The following is a 22,415-nucleotide window of genomic DNA, read 5'->3' as shown; positions in this document are numbered from 1 at the left end:
ACGCCAGGGAGAAGGACCCGTGACCATCAACCAGATCCGCACCGAGACCACCCCGCCCGCCACCGCGACAACCCCGCCCACCGTCCTGTCCCCCGCGCCGGTGCCGGTGCCGCAGGGCCCCGCCGGTGGCCTGTTTCTCGCGGGCGACCCCGGCTACGAGGCCGCCCGCCTGCCGTGGAACGCGGCCGTCGACCAGCGCCCGGCCGCGGTCGCCCATCCGGCGGACGCCGGCGAGGTCGCCGCGGTGGTCCGGATGGCCGCCGCCAGCAACCTGCGCATCGCCGCCCAGGGGACCGGCCACGGCGCGGCGTCCCTGGGTGCGCTCGACGACGTCGTGTTGCTGCGGACGTCCAGGCTGACCGAGGTCACCATCGACCCGCGGGCGCGGCGGGCCCGGGTGGGCGCCGGTGCGCTCTGGCTGGACGTCGTGACGCCGGCCGCCGCACACGGGCTGGCCGCGCTGCACGGATCGTCCCCGGATGTCGGAGTCGCCGGCTACTCGCTGGGCGGCGGGCTGAGCTGGTACGCGCGGGCACTGGGTCTGCAGACCAACAGCCTGACCGCCATCGAGCTGGTCACCGCCGACGGGACCCTCGTCCGCGCCGACGCGGATCATGAGGCCGACCTGTTCTGGGCGCTGCGCGGCGGCGGCGGCAGCTTCGGCGTCGTGACGGCGCTGGAGTTCGACCTCCACCCGATCGACACCGCCTACGCGGGCCTGCTGGCCTGGGACTGGCGGCACGCGGAACGGGTGCTCACCCGCTGGGCCGACTGGGCGGGCACCGCGCCGGAGACGGTCACCACCTCGCTGCGGCTGCTGCAGGTCCCGCCGATTCCGGAGATGCCCGAGCCGGTCCGCGGCCGGCAGCTGGTGGTGATCGACGGCGCGGTGCTGGGCGACAACGCTGACGCCGAGCGGATCCTGGCCCCCCTGCGCGAGCTCGGACCGGAGCTCGACACCTTCACCCGGCTGCCGGCGCCCGCGCTGATCCGCCTGCACATGGACCCGGAGGGCCCGACGCCGGTGGTGTCCGCCAGCCGCATGCTCGCCGGGCTGCCGGCGGGGGCCATCGACGCGGTGCTGAACACCGCCGGGCCCGACTCGGGGACCTCCCTGGCGGTACCGGCCGAGCTGCGCCAGCTCGGCGGGGCCCTGGCCCGGCCGGCCCCGGGCGGCGGCGCGCTGGCCTGCCTCGACGGCGCGTTCGTCCTGTTCTCCTGCGGGGTCGTCCCCACGCCGGAGGCGGCCGCCCAGGCCAGCGCGGACGCCCGCCGGGTCGCCGCCGCCCTGGCCCCGTTCGCCGGTGGCCAGGAGTACCTCGGCTTCGTCGAGGCGGAGGTCGACGCCTCCGCCGGCTACGACCCGCGGACCTGGGCCCGGCTGCGCGCGATCCGCGCCGCGGTGGACCCGGGTGGGCTGTTCGTCGCCAACCACCCCGTCCCCCCGGCCGCCTAGTGCCGGTCACGGCACCCGCGCGGCCGCCGCACCGGCGCCGCCGGCCTGACGCGCCGCTCCCGCGGTCGCCCCCGCCCTTCCCCCACCTCGACGCAGAGAGGACGCAGCGAGGATGCCTGCACCCGTGAACACGATCGACGCCCGGCCCACGTTGGTGGCCCGGCGACTCGTCGTCACCGTGTTGATGTCAGACGTCCGCGGCTACAGCGGCATCGCGGAACGCACCGATCCGATGGTGCTCGCCGGCCAGCTCGACGCCCACCGGCGGGAGATGGCCGCCGCCGTCCTCGATGCCGGCGGGACCGTCATCCAGTACGCGGGCGACGCCGTGCTCGCCGCGTTCGGCGTCCCGGGGCCCGCACCTGACCACCGGGAGCGGGCCTGCCGGGCCGCCGCCGCCATGCACCGCCGGCAGCGGCGGCTCGACGAGACCTGGGCCGCCCACGGCCTGGCGCCGTTCGGCCTCGGCATCGGGGTGTGCACCGGCGAGGTCGCCGCCGCCGTTCTCGGCGACGACGAGCGGCTCGGGTTCACCCTGGTCGGCGACACGGTGAACCTCGCCGCACGGCTGCAGACCATGGCCCGCGAGCCCGGCACCACCGTCGTCTGCGCCCAGACCGCCGCCGGGCTGGCCGGCGCCGGCGTCGTGGCGCTCGCGCCCACGACCGTCAAGGGCCGGGTCGCGCTCGTGCAGGCCTACCGTCTGGCGGGCGCGGCCACCGGTACCACCGCCATGCAGCCGCTGGCCACGCACAGGGCCATGCTGCGGGAGGTCCCCGCCGGTCGCCCGGCCCGCCAGGCCGCCTGACCACTTCGTCCGCAATGGCAGAATCAGCCGCGATGCGCCGGCCGGCGGCCTACCGGTCACGTGCCGTGAGCTGATTCGGGGGTGATCGCATGGCGGTCGGCGGGGTGACGCCGCTGCTGACGACCGACCCCACTCTCCTCGGGCCGCACGCCCTCGAGGGCGTCCTCGGCACCGGCGGGATGGGCCGGGTCTACCTGGGCCGCTCCCCCGAAGGCCGCCGGGTGGCCGTGAAGGTCATCCACGAGCACCTGGCCCGGGACGGGCAGTACCTGGCCCGGTTCCAGCGCGAGGCGCGGATCGCCTGCAGCGTCGCGCCGTTCTGCACCGCGGAGGTCCTCGACTTCGGCGTGGCCGACGGCCGGCCCTACATCGTCACCGAGTTCCTGGACGGGCCGACACTCGCCGAGGCCGTCGACGAGCACGGCCCGCTGTCCACCACCGACCTGCACCAGCTCGCCGTCGCGATCGCCGCCGCACTCACCTCCATCCACAACGCCGGCCTCGTCCACCGGGACGTCAAGCCGGGCAACGTGCTGCTGTCGAAGACCGGGCCGCGGCTCATCGACTTCGGCGTCGCGATGTCGGTCGAGTCGGCCTCGCTGCTGACCGGGGCGTCCGACACCGTCGGCACCCCGGCGTTCATGGCACCCGAGCAGGCCGCACGGGAGGCGACCGGCGCCGCCGCGGACGTCTTCGCCTGGGGTGGTGTCGTCGCGTTCGCCGGCACCGGCCGGTCGCCGTTCGGGCTCGGCGCGGTGCCGGCCGTCATGTACCGGGTGGTGCACGGCGAGCCGGACCTCGACGGGCTCGACACGCGCCTGCTCCCGCTCGTCCGCGCCGCGATGAGCAAGAAGGCGCCCGAGCGTCCGACCGCCACCGACCTGCTCAGCCAGCTGACCGGCTCGACCCGGCCGATGGCCGCCATGCCGCCGCCCCAGGCCCAGGCCGCGCCCGGCCAGCCGCCGGTCGCCGAGCCGATGCAGACGGCAGCCGGCATCGGACCACCCTCCACACCCCCGCCGGCGACGGGGGCGGCGGCAGGAGCGGGGCTGCTGGCTTCGGCCTCACCGCCGACCGAGGCCGACGTGCCTGCGCCGGCACCGGCGGCACGCGGGCGCGATGCATCCCCGGCCCCCGGCCCCACGCCCGGTACGGGTGTGTGGGGGAGGCAGTCGCGGACCGGGCGCAGACGCCGTCCACGCGGGAGAGGGCGACGCGCGCTCGGCGCCGTCGCGGCGGCGAGCGCCGCCCTCGCGGCCGCTGGCGTGGCACTTCTCCTGGTCCGCTCCATGCCGGACGCCGGCTCGTCCGGCGCCCTCGACGCTCCCGCGGTGACCGTCTCGATCACCGGAGCAGTCGAGAGCCCGGCGCCAGGTACCCCCGTCCCCGCGGGGGTGACGACGCCCTCGGGTCCGCCCGCCACCACCGGAGCCTCCCCGCCGCCCGTGCAGGTCTCCTCGGCCCAGCCGAACGGCGCCACGGCGCCCGTCACCGAGGAGGTGCCGGGGTCCCCGGGCGGGCCGGGTCCCGCCCCCGAGCCAGCCGGCGGGCGGCACACCGAGCAGTACTGGACCGAGGTGCTGCGGACCCTCGACCAGGGCCGGGTCGCCGCCTACGCGGCCGCCAACATCGATCTGCTCGGCAAGGTGTACACCGAGGCCAGCAGCGCACGGGCCACCGAGGAGCAGTCGATCCGGGCCATGATCGCGATCGGCGGCCATGGCCAGGGCGGCGAGCAGGTCATCGACTCCGTGGAGGTGCTGACCGAGAACGAGCGCATCGCGGTCCTGCGCTTCGCCTCGCACATGATGCCGTTCTCCGTCGTCAACGCCTCCGGCCGGGTGCTGGACCGGAAGGAGGCCACCGGCATCATGGTCCAGGACGTCAATCTTGTCCCGACCGCGGCCGGCTGGCGGGTCTCCCAGATCACCCCGGTCTGAGCGGCGGTCAGCCACCACCCACCCGCCACCGCCGACCCGCCCCGGCCGCGGAGGGTCACCGGGCAGGTGCCGGGTCCCAGGTGAGGGGCGGGGTGGCTCCGGATCGGGTGAACGAGGAGAAGTCGGTGGTCGCCCGGAAGGCCGGCAGCTGGTAGAGATCCCGGGCGTAGGCCCCCAGGTGGCTGAACTCCTCCAGCGGAGGCGCGCCCAGCTCGGCCGGCCCGCGCACGGCGTAGCGGACGAGCGTCACCCACAGCCGGAGGTCGGCCTCGGTGAGCGTGTCGCCGATCAGGTAGCGCGAGCCGGCCAGCCGGCGGTCCAGCTCGGCGAACGCGTCGAGCAGGGCGGCCCGGGCCGCCGCGTCGCCGCGGGCCCGCATGATCCCCCAGTTGACCGCGGGGCCGATCCAGGTGTCGAGCCGCTCGATCTCGGGGCGCAGCGCCTCGGGATAGGTGTCCGCGCCGTTGGACCACGCGCGGAACCGGGTGGCGACGTCGATCCCGATGTTGGCGTAGGTGTTGCTGACGACCCGCCCGGTCTCCCGGTCCCACAGCGTCGGCACCGAGACGTGCCCGTCGAAGCCGGGTTCGGTGGCCTCGTAGGCCTCGCGCAGCAGGGTGAAGCCGTTCACCGGGTCCGGCCCCCGGGCCGCGCGGAAGGCCCAGCCGCGGGCGTCGCGGGTGTCGTCCACATAGGAGACGCTGATGACGTCCGCCAGCCCGTTCAGCTCGATCTGCAGGGTGACACGCTGCGCCCACGGGCAGAACCAGCCGGCGTACAGGTGGTAACGCCCCGGTTCGGCTCGATGGCCGCTGGCCCCGTCCTCGGTGATCCGCCCGTCGAGGCGGTACAGCGGCCGCGGGTCGTCGGGGTCCCGCCGGATCTCGTACGGACCGTGGGCGGCCACGTCGGTGGGACTGGCGTAGATGGGACTGGCGTAGGTGAGGCCCGTTCCACTGCTCTCGGTTCGGCTGCTGGCGTGCGTCGGCACAGGCGACCTCCTCGACTTCTCCCCGTCCTGTCGCCATTCTCTACTTCTTAGGCCGAGAAACTCGAGAAAGTGCCATGCCGGTGCCATGCCGGTGCCGTGCCGGTGCCCTGCCGGGACTACGCGGACAGCTCCGCCCGCGTGGACTGCCAGCGGTCGCGGTAGGCGGTCGGGGCCTCTCCGGTCCAGGTGCGGAAGGCGCGGGCGAGCGCACTCGCGCTGCCGAATCCCACCGCGGCGGCGATCTCACCGACCGGCTGGGTCGTGCTGCTCAGCAGGGACATCGCCCGCAGCAGGCGGGCGTGCTGCAGATGGTCGCGCCAGGTCTGGCCCAGCTCGGCGGCGAACCGGCGGCGCAGCACCCGCTCGGAGATCCCGACAGCGCGACAGACAGCACCGGCGGTGACGTCGTCCAGGTGCGCGGCGGTGTAGGCGACAACGTCCCGGATCACCGGGTCGTCGGAGACGGGCAGCGACAGGGGCAGCTCCTGCGCGAGCGCCTGGCGGAGGACCCCGGCCAGCGCCTCGAAGAAGGCGAACGCCTCCGGGTCGTCGTCGAGCCGCTCGATGGGCCAGCGGACGGCGTAGCGCATCATCTCCCGCAGGACCGGCGGGACCGGGATGATCGCCGCCCGCGGGCAGGGCAGGCTGAACACGGTCGGGTCGAAGAAGACCGCCACGGTGTGGACGTCCCGCAGCAGCGGCGAGTGTTCCACCCCGGCCGGGAGCCAGGCCGCGTAGCGCGGCGGCAGCAGGTAGTGCGTCGACCGGGTCCGGATCTCGGCGCTGCCGCTGACCGCGTACTCGATCTCGTGCAGGTCGTGGCGATGCCAGTAGGAGATCGGCTCGGTCGCGTGGTGCTCCACGGTGCCTGCGGACACGGTCAGGCGACGGCGCATCGGCAGCAGCGGGGCCAGGGGCACGACCGCATCGGGCACGACCAGATCGTAGGCGCCCGTGCCGGGCGAGAATCAGGACTGCGGATCAGGATCTGACGTACGGCCCCGTCCACAGCTCCTTGTACCGCTGGGCCGCAGCCTCGTGGTAGTCGAAGCCGCACTCCTTGTCATGCAGAGTGAACTTGCAGCTGTAACCGGTCGAGCCGTCGAAGTAGGACTCGTAGGCGAGCCCGGTCCTCGACGCGGCGGCCCGTTCGAACACGGTGCGCATCTGGGTGATGAAGGCCGGGTCGGTGGAGCCCCAGGCCTGGTCGTTCACGCCCCACTCAGGCACCGCGAACGGAACGCCCTGCTCAGCGACCCAGTCGGCCCAGGCACCGATACCGACCGGCTCGCCGTGCGGACCCCGCTTGCCCGGGTCGCGCAGCGCACCGTTGTCACTGATGGCGTAGAAGTCCGGGCCGGCGGCGTCGACGTACTGAGCACCGGGCCAGAAGTCCCGGACGTCGACGGCCGGATCGGAGCTCTCCGCGTTGGGGTTCCACACCAGTTTGAAGTCCGGCGAGATGGACTTCACCACGGTGTGCCACCGGATCCAGCAGGCCTTGAAGGCGGCTGCGTCACCGGGCCTGACGCTCCAGTGATACCAGTTGCCGTTGAATTCCCAGCTGAGCCGGATGAAGGCGTCCTTGGACGGCCAGTACTCGACGAGTTTGTTCAGCAGCGTTCTCATCTGCGACTCGGACGCGCATCCGTTGACATTCTGGTCACCGGCGAACATCGGCTGCGCGAGCGAGAGCCCGCCCTTCCAACCGGCATCGGTGTAGTACTGCTTGACGGTGTAGAGGCCGTTCATCGACCCCCACGTCGTGACGCCGGTCGCGGGGTCCTTGGCGTCGTTCCACGTCTCGGCGATCTGGACGGGCCACCCGCGCCAGCGGGCCCACTCCTCCCGATCGGCGTAGCCGGTGCCGCTCAGCGCTGGCGCCGCGGGGTTCGTACCACCGCCCCCGGCGGGCGGGCTCGGCACCGGTGTCCCGGCGGGCGGGGTCGTCCCCGGCGCCGGCGGTGTGCTTGTGGTGGGTGTCGGTGCGGTGCTGGGTGCCACGGTAGGTGCCGTGGTGGGTGTGCCGGTCGCCGGCGCGCCGCTGGTGGGGGCCGCGCTGGCCGAGCTGGTCGGCGCGGTGGGCCCGCCGCCGCCCTGGGCCGGAAGGCAGGCGGACAGCCCGACCGCGGCCACCGCGACGAGCAGTGCCGCCCGGCCGGGCARCACCGTTCTGCCTCCCGTCCGCGATCTACCCGCGGCCGAGCCGGCAGCCGCCGGCGCTGCTGCGCGCGGCCCGCCCGCAGGCGGGGCTCCCTCTTCGGCCGCACCCGCGGGCGGCTTCGCCGCCCGATTTCTCCTCAGTACCGGCATCATTGTCGACGCTTCTCCTCTGATGTCCCTGCATGTACCCCTCCCCAGGTTTGCGACAATGCGCGGCGGCCCATCGTTCTTCACTGTGTTTCCGCGAAGCCGATATCCCGTCGACGCAGGGCGAACGTAGAAAAAGGGCCGGCGGACTGTCAACGGTGCGGCATCGATGACGACCGGATCGTCGTGTCGGCAGTACGACACTCACCACAGGGAAACATCCGCCATTGTTTTTCCGTCGTTTTCTGGTGGAGCCGCACACCCCGGCGCCGCGGGTGACCGCCGGGTGGCGGCGGGCAGCCGGAACCGGTAGAAGCCCTTCCGCTACCGGTGATCGGGCATCCGCGCGCCGTCACAGCCGCCCTGCGCGGGCCACGCGCGGGCTCCGCGCGGGTTGATCTACCGGTCGGTAGCAGAGCCACTGCGTGGCATGGCGGTCGAGGAGCCCCCGATGGCACCTTCGGGCCACGTCTTTCGTCCCGCGGACGCAGGGTTGCGACGGCCACCCGGACACGCCACGGGTGGCCCGTCTCAGGGGCGATGACGAAGAGGACACGACGAGGACCGGTCTCCTACCTGGGAAACCGGTAGATCATCTATTGACGCTACCCGCGCGAGGAGGTGGCTACGAGCGTGCGGACCGGGCGGTGCACGCCCGTCAGCGGCCCCGCCGGACGATCCAGGTCGGGCGCGGGGATGGCGCCCACCGGGCCGCGGGTGTAGACGCCCACCCAGAAGCGCCTGTGCGACGCCGCCTCACCGAGGCGCCCTCACCGAGCCGTTCTCGCAGAGCCGTTCTCGCAGGGACGCCTGTCACCAGGAGGAACTGCTGGACGAGCTGTCGGAGCTGCTGCTCGACCAACTGTCGGAACCGCAGCTGGACGAGCTGCCGGAGCTGCTGCTCGACGAGCTGTCGAAACTGTCCGAGCCGCCGACCCAGGAAGCCGGCCCCGTCCAGCCGTGGTCGTGGCCGTGATGGCCGGCGGAACCGCCGTGACCAGCATGGTCCCGGTGACCGCCGTGGTCCCGGTGACCGCCGTGGTCGTGGTGACCGCCGTGGTCGTGGTGGCCGTGGCGGCAGCCGCCGCGGAGGTCGCCATCGTCCGCGCCCCCGGGTTCGCCGGCGCCGACCGGCGCATCCCAGAGGCCGGCCGCGAAGGGAAAGGGGAACGGGAACGTGCCGCCCGCTCCGCCACGCCGCCCGCCGGAGAAGCCGCCGTGCCCGAGCAGCGGCGAGAGCTCGCCGCCGAACATCTCGGCCATCCGCCAGCGGATCACCCGCGGCAGCAGCGTGAGGAGCACGACCATCGTGATGATCATCGCGCCGGCGATCATGGGCCCGAGCAGATACATCCGGTCGGCCGGCAGCAGGAAGGCGACCGTGAGGACGCCCCCGATCAGCAGCACCGGGACAGCGGCCAGGCCGGCGAGCACACGCGACATGTCAGCGTTGTAGCGCGAGCGACCAGCCCACCGGGAGGAAAGGACGCCGAACCGACAGGGTCCCGCGCGTCCTGGTGGCCCGTCGGACGACGGTCCGGCGTTTCCCGGTGTGCTCTGCTGATCGACCCGGCCCGACGTGCGCGGACCGCGTGAGATTCTGCTACCGCAAGGTTCTCCCCGCACCACCCGGATCCGGAAGGACGAACGTCCATGCTGCTGAACGGCGTGAACCACGTGGCGATCCTGACGAACGACGCCGAGCGGCTGCACGGGTTCTACCGCGACGTCTTCGAGGCCACGGTGGACCACGAGGAGAGGATGCCCGGTGGAACCCTGTCGCTTCTCTCCATCGGTCCGCTCACCGAGCTCAACATCTTCGAGATCAGCGACAACACCGAGGCGCAGCGGCAGACACCGATGTTCGGCCGCGGCCGCATCGACCACCTCGGTCTGCAGGCCGCCTCGACGGACGCGTTCGACCTGATCCGGGAGCGGCTGATGGCCCGCGGCGCCACCGACGGCTTCGTCACCGACTTCGGCCCCGTCCTGAGCCTGTTCTTCCGCGACCCGGACGGGCTGGAGGCGGAGGTCTGCGTGCCGAACCCGGACGCGAAGCCCGGCGTCTACAACCCACCTGGCACACCCGCGCCCGGCTATCAGGCCCGAACCGATCATCCGTAGCCACCCCGTGCGGCGGCTGTGGGTCCGGGCCGTGGCTCCGGTTCTTCGCGCGAAGAGGCCGACGCGGCTTCAGAATGTCGTTCGGTGACCTGACCGCCTGCCAGTGCGCCACGCCTGGTCTCAGCACGGGTCCGGGCGGATGTGCCGWAGTCCTGCCCGACCACGATCAAGCAGTCCGAGGAGGCGCGTGTGTGCGACGACGATCCGTCCGGTGACCTGGCTGGTGCCCGTACCAGCCGGCCCCGGCCCGCCCCCGGCGCGGCCGTGGACCCGGTCGCGCTGGTCCCGGTCGACGAGGTCGTCGTCACCGCGCTGATGGACAACACCTACGATGGGCTGCTGCCCGGCGACGAACGGGTGATCCGCCCGCCGCGTGGGGTGGGCCTGGTCGAGGCACCGCAGTTCGAGGCCGGGCTCACGACGGCGGGGCTGCGGGCCGAGCACGGGTTCTCGGCGCTGGTCCGCATCCGCCGCGGCGACACGGTCACCACGCTGCTGTTCGACACCGGCGTCTCGCCGGACGGCATGGTGAGCAACGCCGACCGGCTCGGTGTCGACCTCGGCGACGTCCAGGGTGTCGTTCTCAGCCACGGGCACTTCGACCATGCCGGGGGCCTTGCCGGGCTCGCCGGCCGCCGTGGGGTGCGCGGCCTGCCGATGACCGTCCACCCGCAGGTCTGGACGCGCCGCCGGCTCGCTCCGCCCGGCCTGGACCCGTCCGAGCTGCCGACGCTGAGCCGGCATGCGCTGGAGTCCGAGGGTTTCCAGGTGATCGAGCGGCGCCAGCCGTCACTGCTGGTCGACGGCCACGTTCTCATCACCGGCGAGGTCGACCGCACGACGGACTTCGAACGCGGGATGCCGCCCCCGCACCAGGGGTGGAACGGCTCCGGCTGGCAGCACGACCCGCTCGTCCTCGACGACCAGGCGCTGGTCGTGCACGTGCGGGGCCGCGGTCTCCTGGTCCTGACCGGCTGCGGGCACGCGGGCGCCGTCAACATCGCCCGGCACGCCCTGCGGCTGACCGGGGTCGATCGGCTGCACGCGCTGATCGGCGGGCTGCACCTCGGCGGCCCCGCCTTCGAGCCGGTCATTCCCCCGACGGTCAGCGCGCTCACCGAGCTGGCACCCGACCTCGTCGCCTCCGCCCACTGCACCGGCTGGCGTGCGCAGGCGGCCCTCGCCCTGGCGCTCCCCGACGCCTGGGTCCCGAGCAGTTCCGGCACCTCGTTCCGGCTCGCTGCCTGACCGCGCCGCCGCTGCCCCGTCCGGAGCCAGGACATGCCCGTCCGGAGCCAGGACGTGCCCGTCCGGGCGCGGCGACGGAACACGGACCGGCCGGGCACTCCGGGCACGCCGGTCGGCGATGTGGACGGCCGCGACCGCGACCAGCGTCGCGACGCCGCCGAACCACATCGCGGCACGGGCGTTGACCTGCTCGGCGAGCACGCCGACCAGCAGTGAGCCGAGCGGCGTCGACCCGATCATGATCGTCGAGTAGAGCGCCATGACCCGCCCGCGGAACACCGGGTCGCTGCCCAGCTGGATGCGGTGGTTCGCGGCCTGGGCGAAGTAGATCACCCCGAAGCCGGTGACGCACAGGCCGGCCGCCGCGGTCGCGAACGTCGGGGCCCATCCGGTCAGGGTCATCGCCACACCGAGGCCGACAGCCGCTCCGTTCACCAGCCCGGCCGACGGCCGTTCCCGCCGCCCGGTCGTGACCAGCGCCGCCACCAGTGACCCGCCGGCGAACGCCGCGGTCAGCAGGCCGAACGCCGCCGCGTCGGCGTGGAACACCGTCCGGGCCAGCAGCGGCAGCGTCAGTTGGAAGTTCATTGCGCACAGGCCGACGGCGGCGACCAGGACCAGGGGCAGCGCCAGGTCGTCGCGGGAGGCGACGTAGCGCAGTCCGTCCACCACCCGCACCCGAGTCGGCGGGCGGGCGGCCCGCAGCAGCTCCGCGGGCCGCATCATGCGCAGGCCCACCACCGTCGCCAGGTAGCTCACCGCGTTGACGACCATCACCGGCCCGGGGCCGAACGCGGCGATCAGCAGGCCCGCGAGCGCCGGGCCGGCGACCCGGGCCAGGTTGAAGTAGGCGGCGCTGAGCGCCGAGGCGTTCGGCAGCAGCTCCGGACCGACCATCTCGCTGATGAACGACAGCCGGGTGGGGATCTCGACGGCGCTCGCCACACCCAGCGCCAGCGCGAACAGCTGGATCTGCCACAGCGTGACGTCGCCGCTCAGCACCAGCAGTGCGAACACCAGGGCCAACCCGCCGGAGACGATGTTGGCGAGGGTGAGCAGGAGCCGTTTGTCGTACCGGTCGGCGAGGCGGCCGCCGAGCAGTGTCAGCAGCAGTGACGGCGTGAACTGCAGGGCGGTGACGACGGCGAGCGCGCTCGCCGAGTCGTCGGTCAGGTCGAGCACCAGCCAGTCCTGCGCGACGACCATCATCCAGGTCCCGGCGACCGACAGGATCTGCCCGACGACGAACAGCCGGAAGTTACGCACACGCAGTGAACGGAACGGGTTCAAGGTCCTCCTCGCCGCGGCTGGTCAACGCGGCCAGGCCCCCACCGGGCGCACGGGATCGCCCGGCGGCCCTCGGCTCGCCCTCTGAGCATCTCGCGCAGCGGGCACCCGAGGGCCGGACCCGGAGGACCTCACCCGATCAGGACCGGTGAGGAGGATCTCACCCACAGAGGACCGGTCAGGAAAGGACCGGTCAGGAAAGCGCCACCAGGGCACCGAGGGCGAAACCGACCGCCGCGAGCCAGACCAGGGTCGGCAGCACCCGCGCCCATCCGGCCAGGGCGGGCGTCGGGCCTCCCCCGTGCTCGGGCGCGCCCTGCGGCGCCGGCGGTCCGCCCTCGGGTTGCACCCGGGCTCCCGCCGCCAGTCCCGCCGACGGTCCGGCCGCCCGGCCCGCCTGTGCCGGGACGGGGACCGGCCCGCGGCCCGGTTCGGGCCCTCGCCCCTGACCGCTGAGCACGGTCTGGGCCTCGGAGTTGTCGACCACCGCCGGACGCCGGACCGGTCGAGGTGCCCGCAGGGTGATCTCCGGGCCGTTGCTGCCGCCGAGGCGGACGCGGACCTCGCCGTCCACGGCGAACTCCTTCGCCTGGACGCCGTCCCGCCAGATGCCGTTGCTGCTCAGGTCACGGACGATCCAGCCGTCCGGCCCCGGAACGAGTTCGGCATGACGGCGGGAGACCTTCCCGTCGGCCACCGCCAGATCCGCCTCGCGGCCGCGGCCGATCACATGGGAACGGTCCGGGGCCAGTTCCACCGAGCCTGCGGGGGTGGTCACCCGAATGCTGCCCAGTTCCATCGACGTCACCTTCCTCAGGCCCTGAACACGGCGTTGTCGCGGACCGTCACCGCTACCGGGGGCAGTTTCGTCCTGGCAGGCCCGGCGACGGGCTCGCCGGTGCGTGCGTCGAAGCTGCTGCCGTGGCAGGGGCAGTTGATCTGGCCCTGGGCCACTGACGAGACCAGGCAGCCCTGATGGGTGCACACCGCCGAGAATCCCTGGATGCCGTCGCCGCTGTCCCTGGTCAGGACGATACCGGCGTCACTGAGGACGACCCCGCCGTCCGGCGGAACGTCGGAGAGCTGGACGAGGGGCCCGTCCTCGCCGCCGGGTGCGTCTCCACCGCCGTTGGCCGCGGCCGTCGGAGGCTTCGGGTCCGCCGCGCTGCTGGTCGACGCGACGGCGAAGCCGGCCCCAGCACCGGCAACGGTGACGACGATGCCCGGCACCACCACTCGTCGCGTCGGAGTTTCCTGCGCCATCTACCGGCCTCTTTCAGTACTTCGGAATGTCGGGACGGGTGAAGAACCACAGCGATGCGCTCAGCCAGAGCACCACCAGGGAGAGAAGGACAGCGGATCCGAGAACCGGCAGGGCCCATCCGGGCAGCCGGCGGGTGCGCAGTCCGAGCATCTTCGCGGCATAGGCGCCGTAGAACACACAGCCGACCAGACTGTGCACGAGCGTCCGGGCCTCATTGCTGGCGAAGCCGAGCGCCCAGATGCAGTGGAAAGCGACCGGCAGGGTGAGGACGAACGCCACCGTGCCGCTCCACCGATGCAGGGGGGCGGCCCAGGCCGGGGCGCGGCCGGCGCCGGGAAGACGGCCCCACATCCACAGCGCCGTGGTCAGCTGAACAAGGAGAAGGAGAGTGGCTGCCGTCGTCAGCCAGGCCTTCATCGGCAGCGTTCCGGAGAAACCGAGTGTGAGCAGCGGGCGGCCGGCCGGGTCATGTACGCGCGCGTACACACCCAGTGACACCGCGACTGCGACGCCCACGAGCAGAGACAAGGCGAACCCGGCCCCCGCCGAACGCGCGAGCGCCGCATCCGACCCCGTATTCCGATCGGACTTCTGCGTTCCGAGCGCCATCCGCCCCCCTCGTTGCACCGTCAATGTGATGACGCACTATCCAGCAACGGTTCACGGTGGATCAAGCAAAGTCATCCGTCCGACAGACCGTGGGGAGAACAGGTGCGGCCGTTGGGAACGATGTCTCCACGCGGCCGTCTCCCGGCCAGCTCCGAGCACACCATCGAACAGCGTGCGTACGAGAGGCTACGCAGGGTAYGTACTGTTATCGGGGTCGCGGAAGCTGCCGCTGTGGATCCGCCGGGACCGTGCCAGACGTTCCGGCCTGCGCCTTCCCCACGGGGATGACGGCGCWCCGTCCAGGAAGGCGCTCTTGCCATGCCGGTTCTCTGTCGCCCAGCCGTTGCGGTACCGGAACACGTGATCTCCCAGGAGCAGACGCTGGAGCTGGYACRCGGGCTRCACGCGGACCATCCGCAGCTCGGCCTCGTGCTGYGGCTCGTCGAGAACACCGGCGTCCGCAAACGTCATCTTGTCCGCCCCCTCGCCGAGACCCTCCGGCATCCGGGTTTCGAGGCCCGCAACACGGCCTACGCCCAGGAGGCGCGCAGCCGGGTCCCGGGGGTGGCCTGCGCTGCCCTGGCCAGCGGAGGCATCGGTGCCGAGGATGTCGACGCCATCATCTTCGTGTCGTGCACCGGGTTTCTCATGCCGTCGATGACCGCCTGGATGATCAACAATCTGGGTTTCCGGAACGACACCCGGCAGATTCCGATCGCGCAGCTCGGCTGTGCCGCGGGCGGTGCCGCGATCAACCGGGCCGCCGACTTCTGCACCGCCTACCCGGACGCGAACGTTCTCATTGTGGCCTGCGAGTTCTGCTCACTGTGCTACCAGCCGACCGACACCGGTGTGGGCACGCTCCTGTCCAACGGGCTTTTCGGTGACGCCGTCGCCGCCGCGGTCGTCCGGGGGCAGGGCGGTGACGGCGTGCGGCTGGAGCGCAACGGCTCCTACCTGGTGCCCGGCACGGAGGACTGGATCTCCTACGCCGTCCGGGCCACCGGCTTCCACTTCCAGCTGGACAAGCGCGTACCCACCACGATGGCGATGCTGGCCCCGGCCCTGCGTGGCCTGGCCCGGCGGCACGGCTGGGACGCGTCCGACCTCGACTTCTACATCATCCACGCCGGCGGGCCGCGCATCCTCGACGACCTGCGCGACATTCTCGGCGTGGACGCGGCCTTCTTCCGCCACAGCCGCGCGACGCTCTCCGACTACGGGAACATCGCCAGCGCCGTCGTCCTCGACGCGCTGCGCCGCATGTTCGAGGAGGACGCCCTGGCCCCCGGGGCGCGGGGCGTCATCGCCGGGTTCGGCCCCGGCATCACCGCGGAGACCTGTGTCGGCACCTGGGCCCCACCCAGCCCTCTCCACCAGCCCAGCCGGGCTGCTCGCGCTCTCACTCCTCCACGTCGATGCCGGTGAGGCGGACGTTTCGGTATGCGGCGAGCCGCTCGGCCTGGTCGGTGATCGACGCGTGCAGCGCCGGGGTCGCCGTCTGCCAGAGGGTGAGCTGGAGCGTGAGCCTGCCGCCCGACTGCCGGGGCCGCCACAGGCCGCCGATCTCACCGTCGACGAGAAGGGCACCGGGCCGGCCGAGGACCGGCCAGAGCGCCTTCGCCCGGGCCTGCTCCCCGACCAGGAGCGGCCTGTCCCGGCCCTGCAGGTACAGGTCGTAGGGGCCCAGCAGCCGGGTCGTGCGCGCCGGGCCGGCCGTCAGGCCCGCCGCGTCCTGGGCGAGGACCCATCTGCGCTCGCCCTCGACCGTGACCTCGACCGCATCCTGCGGCCAGTGGGCCTTCACCTCCTTCACCGGGGAGTCGAGGAACTCCGCGACATGCCTCGGGGTCGCCGGGCCGAGCAGCCGCAGATACCCGCGGATGACGTCGAAGCGCGCGGGCACCGAGCCGGCCCGGGTGAACCCGGGGACCGGCCGCAGGACCGGCGGTGACGTGCCGGGCTCCAGCTCCAGGCCGGCCCGCAGTGCGGCCAGCCGGAACGGCTGCTCGTAGAGGTGGGTGGCCTGGCAGGGCCGACAGAAACGCAGGTAGGGCGGCTCCATCAGCTCCGCCAGCCGACCGGACACCTCGCCCTTGACCATCGGCCCGGTGACCAGCGTGCGCATCCTCGCGGCCACGGACTCCAGGGCCTCGATCGGGCTGATGCCCGCCTCCCGCAACGGCCGGGCGGCATCGAAGATCCTTTTTCCGGCGTCGGCGTCCGAGAACGGCTCGGTCGCCGCGGCGATGCAGGGCAGGTCGGCCCGGCGGTAGAGGTGTGGGGCGCCGCGCAGGGTCCACGCGACCGCGAGAGCCTCCTCGCCGAGCGCGTCGACAGCCACCCCCCGGACCGCCAGTGCCCAGCGCCCACCGTCGGGGCCGGTGTCCTGGACCCCGAACTCCAGCACGGTCGCCTCGGCCAGCGGCGTGGACGCGCGATCCAGACCCTGCGCACGTGTCCGGAAAGCGAGTACATCCACCCGGGTGAGGCTGTCGACCATGCCGAACACCGTAGACGGCCGGTGCGACAGAAAACGCCCGTCCCGCCCGCGGCGGCGCGCCCGGCCGCCACGGACGGGACTGCCGGTCAGGTGCTGTTGCCGGTCAGGTGGTGCGGTTGCCGTGGTCCTCGGTGATGCCCGTGATCGGCGCGTCGCTCTCGATGCGTGCCTGGCGGGCGAGGGCGAGGCGGGTGCGGGCCGGCGGGTCCGCCGGGATGACCGGCAGCGACTGGCCGCGGCGGGACGCCTCGTGCTCGAGACGAGCGCGGGCCTTGGCGAGGGTGTCCTCGCTCGGCTGGAGCACCTGCTTCGTGTCGAGGGTGGCGGGGTGCTGCGGCAGCGCCCGCTCGACCCGGAACAGGACCCGGTCACCGTCGGGCCCGGCATCGCCGACGAACGTGCGGAAACCGGCGAAGGTGAGGGACGCCCGGCCCTTCAGCTGCCAGGGCGTTCCCGTAGGCAGTCGCAGCAGGAATCCGTCATCGGTCAGGGAGAAGTCGAGCGCGCGCATCGGGAGGGGATACCCGTCGTCGTCGAGTACCGACAGGTGCGCGGGGGTCCCGCCCTCCACGGCCTCCCGGGCCACGACCGGCCAGGGGCGGACCGGCCAGGCGGACTTCTTCATGCGCCCGGCGGGCGCCGGATCCGACGCCGGGAAGACCGTTCCGGGTTCGGCGGCCCACACCTGCGGCGGACTGTCGAGCGCCGCATGGTTCTCCCACCAGTACACCCGCTCGGGCTTGTTCTCGATGATGATGCGGGACCAGTAGGTGACCGCCTTCCGTGCCTCCTCCCAGGTGATGCCGTGGCTGATTCCCTTGTAGCCGGTCTCGGCGAGGTATCGGACGGCGTTCGCCTGGATGTCGCTGTCGCGGACCGCGCCGTGCGCGCGCACGACCACGACCGGTTCCTCGGGCCTGCCCTCGATCAGCAGGCCGACCTTCGGGTTGCGCCGCACCCGCTCGGCCTTGGCGGGGTTGGGCAGGCCGGTCGCCAGGTCGATCGTCGACATGTCGTCGGCCGGGAAGTAGTAGGTCGGCGTGTCGATCGGGATGCCCGCCGCGGACACCGTGGAGAACTCCGCCACCACGCCCGACTCGATGAGACCTGACACCGCCGCGGGGAGATCGTGAAGACCACTCATCGCGCTGACCATCTCCTGTCATATGGATGGGTGCTGACGCGGCAGGCCCCTGTGGGGCGGTTRCCGCTCCGGTGGAATCTCAGCTCCGGACGACCGGCACCCAGTCGTAGGTCTCACCCTCGGGACCCATCGGGGAATCGTGTTCCTCGACGATGCAGATCGGGTTCTCGTGGGTGGCGAAGAGCTTCTTCTCGTCTTCCATCGTGTGCGGCAGGCGCTCCGGGTCCCGAATGAGCCGCTGCGAGGTCTCGAAATCCTCGCGGCAGTTCCWCCAGATCTCCATGATGCAGTCGTAGCCGCTGTCATGGATCTCACCCGTCACCGGGTTCTCGACCGGCGTGAGGTAGCGCCGCACGTAGCGCACCGCGTTCGGAATGGCCGGCTTCCCTAATTTTGTCGCCAACTGCGTGTGATGGTTCTCGTAGTAGTCGAGGAACTCTTCCATCGTCATGTCGGGGCGCTTGCGAAAGAAACATATCTGCTTGAACAAGAGGAACTCCCTCTCTCTCCCGGAAACGGCGGGCGAACCAGCCCCGACCGACCGGGACCAGTGTTCTCCGTGGATTCCGCCGGACGTAATCCTAGCAAGGATTACAATATAAAGAAAGGGGTGGGTGTCCCGGTGACGGCCACCGATGGCGCAGGTACCGGACAGAACGGGTGATCCCGCACCGGCCCGGCCGGGCCCCTTCGCCGCGCGGCAGTTAGTCATCGTCGTGCCGGGGAAGCAGTGCTTCATGACCACCAGCCCTCGCACCTTCGGCGTCGAGGAGGAGTTCCTCCTGCTCGATCCCGACAGCCTCGCGGTGCGCGCCGCCGCTCCCCGTGTGCTCTCCCGGAGCAGCGGCCGCGGCGACCTCGACGTCGAGCTGGACGGCGGCCTCGACGTCGAACTGACCCGGGAGCAGGTGGAGAGCGGCTCCGCGCCGCACCGCTCGCTCGCGCTGGTACGGGGGTCGCTGTCCACACTGCGGCGCGCCGCCGCCCGCGCGGCCCGCGCCGAGGGCGTCATGCTCGCCGCGACCGGCACCAGCCCCACCCGCGGCGATCCGACCCTCACCCACAAACCGCGCTACGAGCGGATGCGGGACGAGTTCGGCCTCACCGCCCGGGAACAGCTGACCTGCGGCTGCCACGTTCACGTCGGGATCGAGTCACCGGACGAGGCGGTCGGCGCGCTCGACCGGCTGCGACCCTGGCTGTCGGTACTGGCCGCGCTGTCCGCGAACTCCCCCCTCTGGCAGGGCGCGGACACCGGCTACGCCAGCTACCGCACCCAGGTGTGGGCACGCTGGCCGACGGCCGGGGCCCCCGCCGCGTTCGGCTCCGCCACGGAGTACGACCGGGTCGTCGACCTGCTCGTGCGCAGCGGCGCGGCGATGGACGACGGCATGATCTACTTCGACGCCCGCCTCTCCCGCCGCTACCCCACCCTGGAACTGAGGGTCGCGGACGTCTGCCTCTCGGTCGAGGACGCCGTCCTGCTCGCGGCGCTCGCCCGTGGCCTCGTCACGACTGCGGCAGCCGACTGGGCGGACGGCCGGCCGGTGCCCGACGCCCGTCCGGAGGTGCTGCGCGCGGCGACGTGGCGGGCGGCCCGCGACGRCATCCAGGGGGAACTGGTCGACCCCGTGTCCGGCGAGCTGGTGAAGGCCCGCGCGATGGTCGACCGGCTGGTGGACCGGATCTCCCCCGCGCTCGCCGCGGCAGGTGACCTGGCGGCGGTCGGCGGGATGGTGGACACCCTGTTCGCCCGCGGCACCGGTGCCGACCGGCAGCGTGCCATGCTGCGCCGGCGCGGGCAGATCGCCGACGTCGTGGACCTGATCGTGCGGGAGACCGATCCGGAGTCAGCGGGCGGGTCGCCGGTGTAGTGCGGACAGCGCGGAGAGCACCGAGATCGCGGATGGTCGCGGATGGTTAGGAGGCGCTCAGCGGGCAAAGATCGCGGCGTGACCCTTTTCGGCATTCATGCGTCCCATGAACAGATCGCGCCCGGCGAGCTGGTACGCGCCGTCGTGCTGGCCGAGCGGGCCGGATTCGGCGCGGCGATGTCGTCCGACCACTTCTCCCCGTGGAGCGCCCGGCAGGGCGAGTCGGGTTTCGCCTGGACCTGGCTCGGCGCGGCGATGCAGGCGACGGACCTGCCGTTCGGCGTCGTCACCGCGCCCGGCCAGCGCTACCACCCGGCGATCAGCGCCCAGGCGATCGCCACGGTCGCCGCCATGTTCCCCGGCCGGTTCTGGGCCGCGCTCGGCACCGGAGAGGCCAGCAACGAGCACATCACCGGCGACCCGTGGCCCGCGAAGCCGGTGCGGGCGGCGCGGCTGCGGGAGTGCGTCGACGTCCTGCGTGCGCTGTTCGCCGGCCAGGAGGTCACCCATCACGGACTCGTCACCGTCGACCGGGCCCGGCTGTGGACGCTGCCCGCCGAGCCGCCGGCACTCGTCGGCGCGGCCGTCAGTCCGGAGACGGCGGCGTGGTGCGCCGAATGGGCGGACGGCCTGATCACCGTCAACGGGCCCGAGGAGCGGCTGCGCGCGGTCGCCGACGCCTACCGCGACGCTGGTGGGCGCGGCCCGCTGCGCCTGCAGGTGCACCTCAGCTACGCCCCTGACGCCGGCGAGGCGACGCGCATCGCCCACGACCAGTGGCGTTCGAACGTGTTCGCGCCGCCGGCCTGCTGGGACATCGATCATGTCGACACGTTCGACGCGGTGTCCGCGCACGTGCCGCCGGAGGTCGTCGCCGAGTCCGTCAACATCTCCAGCGACCTGGGCTGGCACACCGAACAGCTCGCCCGGTACACCGAGCTCGGCTACGAGGAGATCTTCCTGCACCACGTCGGCCAGCACCTGGACGAGTTCATCGAGGTGTTCGCCGGGTCCGTCCTGCCACAGCTCACCGACCCCCCTGGCCCCTCTGGCAGGCCCGGCACCGCGGCGGCCCGTCCGCCGGCGGAGCGGCCGGCAGTGGCCCGTGCGGGGGCGGCGCACGCATGAGGCTGACCAGGACGGGCGACCTCTGGTGGAAGACCGCAGTCGTCTACTGCCTGGACGTCGAGACCTTCTCCGACTCCGACGGCGACGGCTGCGGCGACTTCCGCGGGCTGTCCCAACGCCTCGACCACCTGCACGAACTGGGCGTCACCTGCCTGTGGCTGATGCCGTTCTATCCATCCCCCGACCGCGACGACGGCTACGACATCACCGACTTCTACGGCGTCGACCCGCGTCTGGGCACCCACGGCGACCTGGTCGAGTTCCTGYGTCTCGCTCGCGACCGCGGCATCCGGGTGATCATCGACCTCGTCGTCAACCACACCTCCGACCAGCACCCCTGGTTCCGTTCCGCGCGTTCCAGCCGGGACTCGCCCTATCGCGACTTCTACGTGTGGCGGGACGAGCCACCGAAGGACGGCCCGTCCGACGTGGTGTTCCCGGACAAGGAGGACAGCGTCTGGCAGTACGACGAGGAAGCCGGCCAGTACTATCTGCACCGGTTCTACAAGCACCAGCCCGACCTCGACGTCACCAATCCCGACGTGCGCGACGAGATCGCCCGGGTCATCGGTTTCTGGCTGGAACTCGGCGTCTCCGGTTTCCGGGTCGACGCGGTTCCGTTCCTGCTGGAGACCGCCGGGGCGCTGGACGCCGAGGACCTGCCGAACCCGCACGACTTCCTGCGTGACCTGCGGGCTTTTCTGTCCCGTCGCAGCGGCGAGGCGATCCTGCTCGGCGAGGTGAACCTTCCGTACCCGGAGCTGCGCACGTTCTTCGGGGACGAGGACGGCGACGAGCTGACGATGTGCTTCGATTTCCCGGGCATGCAGCAGCTCTATCTGGCGATGGCCCGGGAGGACGCCTCCGCGCTCGCCACCGCTCTGCGGGAACGGCCGGCCGCGCCGAAGGACGGACACTGGGCGACCTTCGTCCGCAACCACGACGAGCTGACACTCGACAAGCTGAGCGACGACGAGCGCGGGGAGGTCTTCGCCGCGTTCGGCCCCGACCCGTCGATGCAGTTGTACGACCGTGGGCTGCGGCGGCGGCTGCCACCGATGCTCGGCGGTGACCCGGTGCGCCTGCGCCTCGTCTACAGCCTGCTGTTCGCGCTGCCCGGCACCCCGACTCTCTTCTACGGCGAGGAGATCGGGATGGGCGAGAACCTGGCTGCCGAGGGCCGTCTCGCCGTGCGCACGCCGATGCAGTGGACGGGCGGCCCGAACGGCGGCTTCTCCGCCGTCGAGCCCGACAGCCTCGTCGGCCCGGTCGTCGAGGGCGACTTCGCTCCGGCGAAGGTCAACGTGGCGGCCCAGCAGGACGATCCCGACTCGTTGCTGTCCTGGTTCACCGCGATGATCCGCGTCTACCGGCGCTGCCCGGAACTCGCCTGGGGCGACGGCGCCGTGCTCGACTGCCCCGGTGCCCCCGCCGTGTTCGTCCACCGCAGCGACCTGGACGGCCAGTCCGTCGTGACGGTGCACAACCTCGGTCGGGAACCTGTCGCCACGTGCCTCCCGCTCGCCGGTGTCGAGTCCGGCGACCAGTTGACGCAGCTGGCCGGCTCCGACGGGTTCGGGGGCAACCTGACTGCCGGTGACGGCGGTGCCGTCGACCTCGACCTGGCCGGCTACGGCTTCTGCTGGCTACGCATCCGGCGCCGTACGACGGCCGGAATGGACCCCCGCCGGCAACGCACCGACGACTGAGTAGGCCGCGCCGGCCGGAA

General features: G+C 72.5%; 19 protein-coding genes and 1 pseudogene. 9 read left to right on the top strand and 11 right to left on the bottom strand.

The window, feature by feature from the left end; translation table 11 throughout:
- Positions 1-19 precede the first annotated feature (19 nt).
- The 3 genes from CC117_RS25445 (at position 20) to CC117_RS25435 (ending at position 4,204) form a co-directional block, all read left to right on the top strand.
- Complete coding sequence (locus tag CC117_RS25445; protein ID WP_084132769.1) at positions 20-1,456, top strand: FAD-binding oxidoreductase; 1,437 nt, start codon at positions 20-22, stop codon at positions 1,454-1,456.
- A gap of 124 nt (positions 1,457-1,580) precedes the next feature.
- Positions 1,581-2,264: an adenylate/guanylate cyclase domain-containing protein gene (locus CC117_RS25440; protein ID WP_071088429.1), complete on the top strand. Its 684-nt coding sequence runs from the start codon at positions 1,581-1,583 to the stop codon at positions 2,262-2,264.
- Positions 2,265-2,353: 89 nt separating this feature from the next.
- Complete coding sequence (locus CC117_RS25435) at positions 2,354-4,204, top strand: serine/threonine protein kinase (protein ID WP_071088427.1); 1,851 nt, start codon at positions 2,354-2,356, stop codon at positions 4,202-4,204.
- Between the two features lie 55 nt (positions 4,205-4,259).
- Here the strand turns inward: CC117_RS25435 and CC117_RS25430 are convergent, their stop codons facing one another.
- From CC117_RS25430 to CC117_RS38240, 4 genes are all read right to left on the bottom strand, one after another.
- Entirely contained in the window at positions 4,260-5,195 is a 936-nt protein-coding gene (locus CC117_RS25430; protein WP_071088425.1) for a glutathione S-transferase C-terminal domain-containing protein, read from the bottom strand.
- Between the two features lie 116 nt (positions 5,196-5,311).
- Positions 5,312-6,130 carry an AraC family transcriptional regulator gene (locus CC117_RS25425; RefSeq protein WP_241830413.1) on the bottom strand — a complete coding sequence of 273 codons (819 nt, stop codon included), beginning with the start codon at positions 6,128-6,130 and terminating at the stop codon, positions 5,312-5,314.
- 46 nt (positions 6,131-6,176) lie between these two features.
- Positions 6,177-7,364, bottom strand: a complete 1,188-nt coding sequence (locus CC117_RS25420; RefSeq protein ID WP_071088424.1) for a glycoside hydrolase family 26 protein — start codon at positions 7,362-7,364, stop codon at positions 6,177-6,179.
- Positions 7,365-8,318: 954 nt separating this feature from the next.
- The gene (locus tag CC117_RS38240) at positions 8,319-8,948 is read right to left on the bottom strand and encodes a hypothetical protein (RefSeq protein ID WP_071088422.1); all 630 of its coding nucleotides are present in this window, start codon (positions 8,946-8,948) and stop codon (positions 8,319-8,321) included.
- A gap of 210 nt (positions 8,949-9,158) precedes the next feature.
- On the opposite strand from CC117_RS38240, the gene CC117_RS25410 reads away from it, so the two are divergent.
- On the top strand, positions 9,159-9,629 hold the full coding sequence (locus CC117_RS25410; RefSeq protein ID WP_071088420.1) for a VOC family protein: 471 nt from the start codon (positions 9,159-9,161) through the stop codon (positions 9,627-9,629).
- A 315-nt stretch (positions 9,630-9,944) separates the two neighbouring features.
- Positions 9,945-10,877, top strand: a complete 933-nt coding sequence (locus CC117_RS40680) for an MBL fold metallo-hydrolase (protein ID WP_407673584.1) — start codon at positions 9,945-9,947, stop codon at positions 10,875-10,877.
- 72 nt (positions 10,878-10,949) lie between these two features.
- Here CC117_RS40680 and CC117_RS25400 read toward each other — a convergent pair.
- The 4 genes and pseudogenes from CC117_RS25400 to CC117_RS25385 all read right to left on the bottom strand — a co-directional run.
- A pseudogene (locus tag CC117_RS25400) lies at positions 10,950-12,167 on the bottom strand (MFS transporter); the annotation flags it as partial.
- Positions 12,168-12,357: 190 nt separating this feature from the next.
- Positions 12,358-12,963 carry an FHA domain-containing protein gene (locus CC117_RS25395; protein WP_071088417.1) on the bottom strand — a complete coding sequence of 202 codons (606 nt, stop codon included), beginning with the start codon at positions 12,961-12,963 and terminating at the stop codon, positions 12,358-12,360.
- A gap of 14 nt (positions 12,964-12,977) precedes the next feature.
- Positions 12,978-13,427, bottom strand: a complete 450-nt coding sequence (locus CC117_RS25390) for a Rieske (2Fe-2S) protein (RefSeq protein ID WP_071088415.1) — start codon at positions 13,425-13,427, stop codon at positions 12,978-12,980.
- A 13-nt stretch (positions 13,428-13,440) separates the two neighbouring features.
- Positions 13,441-14,037 carry a DUF6529 family protein gene (locus CC117_RS25385; protein WP_071088413.1) on the bottom strand — a complete coding sequence of 199 codons (597 nt, stop codon included), beginning with the start codon at positions 14,035-14,037 and terminating at the stop codon, positions 13,441-13,443.
- A gap of 318 nt (positions 14,038-14,355) precedes the next feature.
- Between CC117_RS25385 and CC117_RS25380 the strand changes: the two genes are divergently transcribed.
- Positions 14,356-15,465, top strand: a complete 1,110-nt coding sequence (locus CC117_RS25380; protein WP_071088411.1) for a type III polyketide synthase — start codon at positions 14,356-14,358, stop codon at positions 15,463-15,465.
- Here CC117_RS25380 and CC117_RS25375 read toward each other — a convergent pair.
- From CC117_RS25375 to CC117_RS25365, 3 genes are all read right to left on the bottom strand, one after another.
- Entirely contained in the window at positions 15,440-16,540 is a 1,101-nt protein-coding gene (locus CC117_RS25375; RefSeq protein ID WP_071088409.1) for a winged helix DNA-binding domain-containing protein, read from the bottom strand. The two genes, CC117_RS25380 and CC117_RS25375, sit on opposite strands and share 26 nt — an antisense overlap.
- A 103-nt stretch (positions 16,541-16,643) precedes the next feature.
- Entirely contained in the window at positions 16,644-17,684 is a 1,041-nt protein-coding gene (locus CC117_RS25370) for a pyridoxamine 5'-phosphate oxidase family protein (protein WP_071088468.1), read from the bottom strand.
- 79 nt (positions 17,685-17,763) lie between these two features.
- A complete protein-coding gene (locus CC117_RS25365; RefSeq protein WP_071088407.1) occupies positions 17,764-18,174 on the bottom strand; it encodes an EthD domain-containing protein in 411 nt (136 codons plus the stop codon).
- Positions 18,175-18,421: 247 nt separating this feature from the next.
- Between CC117_RS25365 and CC117_RS25360 the strand changes: the two genes are divergently transcribed.
- The 3 genes from CC117_RS25360 to CC117_RS25350 all read left to right on the top strand — a co-directional run bounded on the left by CC117_RS25360 (position 18,422) and on the right by CC117_RS25350 (position 22,395).
- A complete protein-coding gene (locus tag CC117_RS25360; protein ID WP_071088466.1) occupies positions 18,422-19,558 on the top strand; it encodes a carboxylate-amine ligase in 1,137 nt (378 codons plus the stop codon).
- Positions 19,559-19,636: 78 nt separating this feature from the next.
- Complete coding sequence (locus tag CC117_RS25355) at positions 19,637-20,686, top strand: TIGR03885 family FMN-dependent LLM class oxidoreductase (protein ID WP_071088405.1); 1,050 nt, start codon at positions 19,637-19,639, stop codon at positions 20,684-20,686.
- The gene (locus CC117_RS25350) at positions 20,683-22,395 is read left to right on the top strand and encodes an alpha-amylase family protein (protein ID WP_071088402.1); all 1,713 of its coding nucleotides are present in this window, start codon (positions 20,683-20,685) and stop codon (positions 22,393-22,395) included. The genes CC117_RS25355 and CC117_RS25350 overlap by 4 nt, the downstream gene beginning before the upstream one ends.
- The last annotated feature ends 20 nt before the right edge of the window (positions 22,396-22,415 follow it).

The organism is Parafrankia colletiae (assembly GCF_001854655.1).
GTDB lineage: Bacteria > Actinomycetota > Actinomycetes > Frankiales > Frankiaceae > Parafrankia > Parafrankia colletiae.
This window is presented reverse-complemented; position numbering and strand designations above follow the sequence as displayed.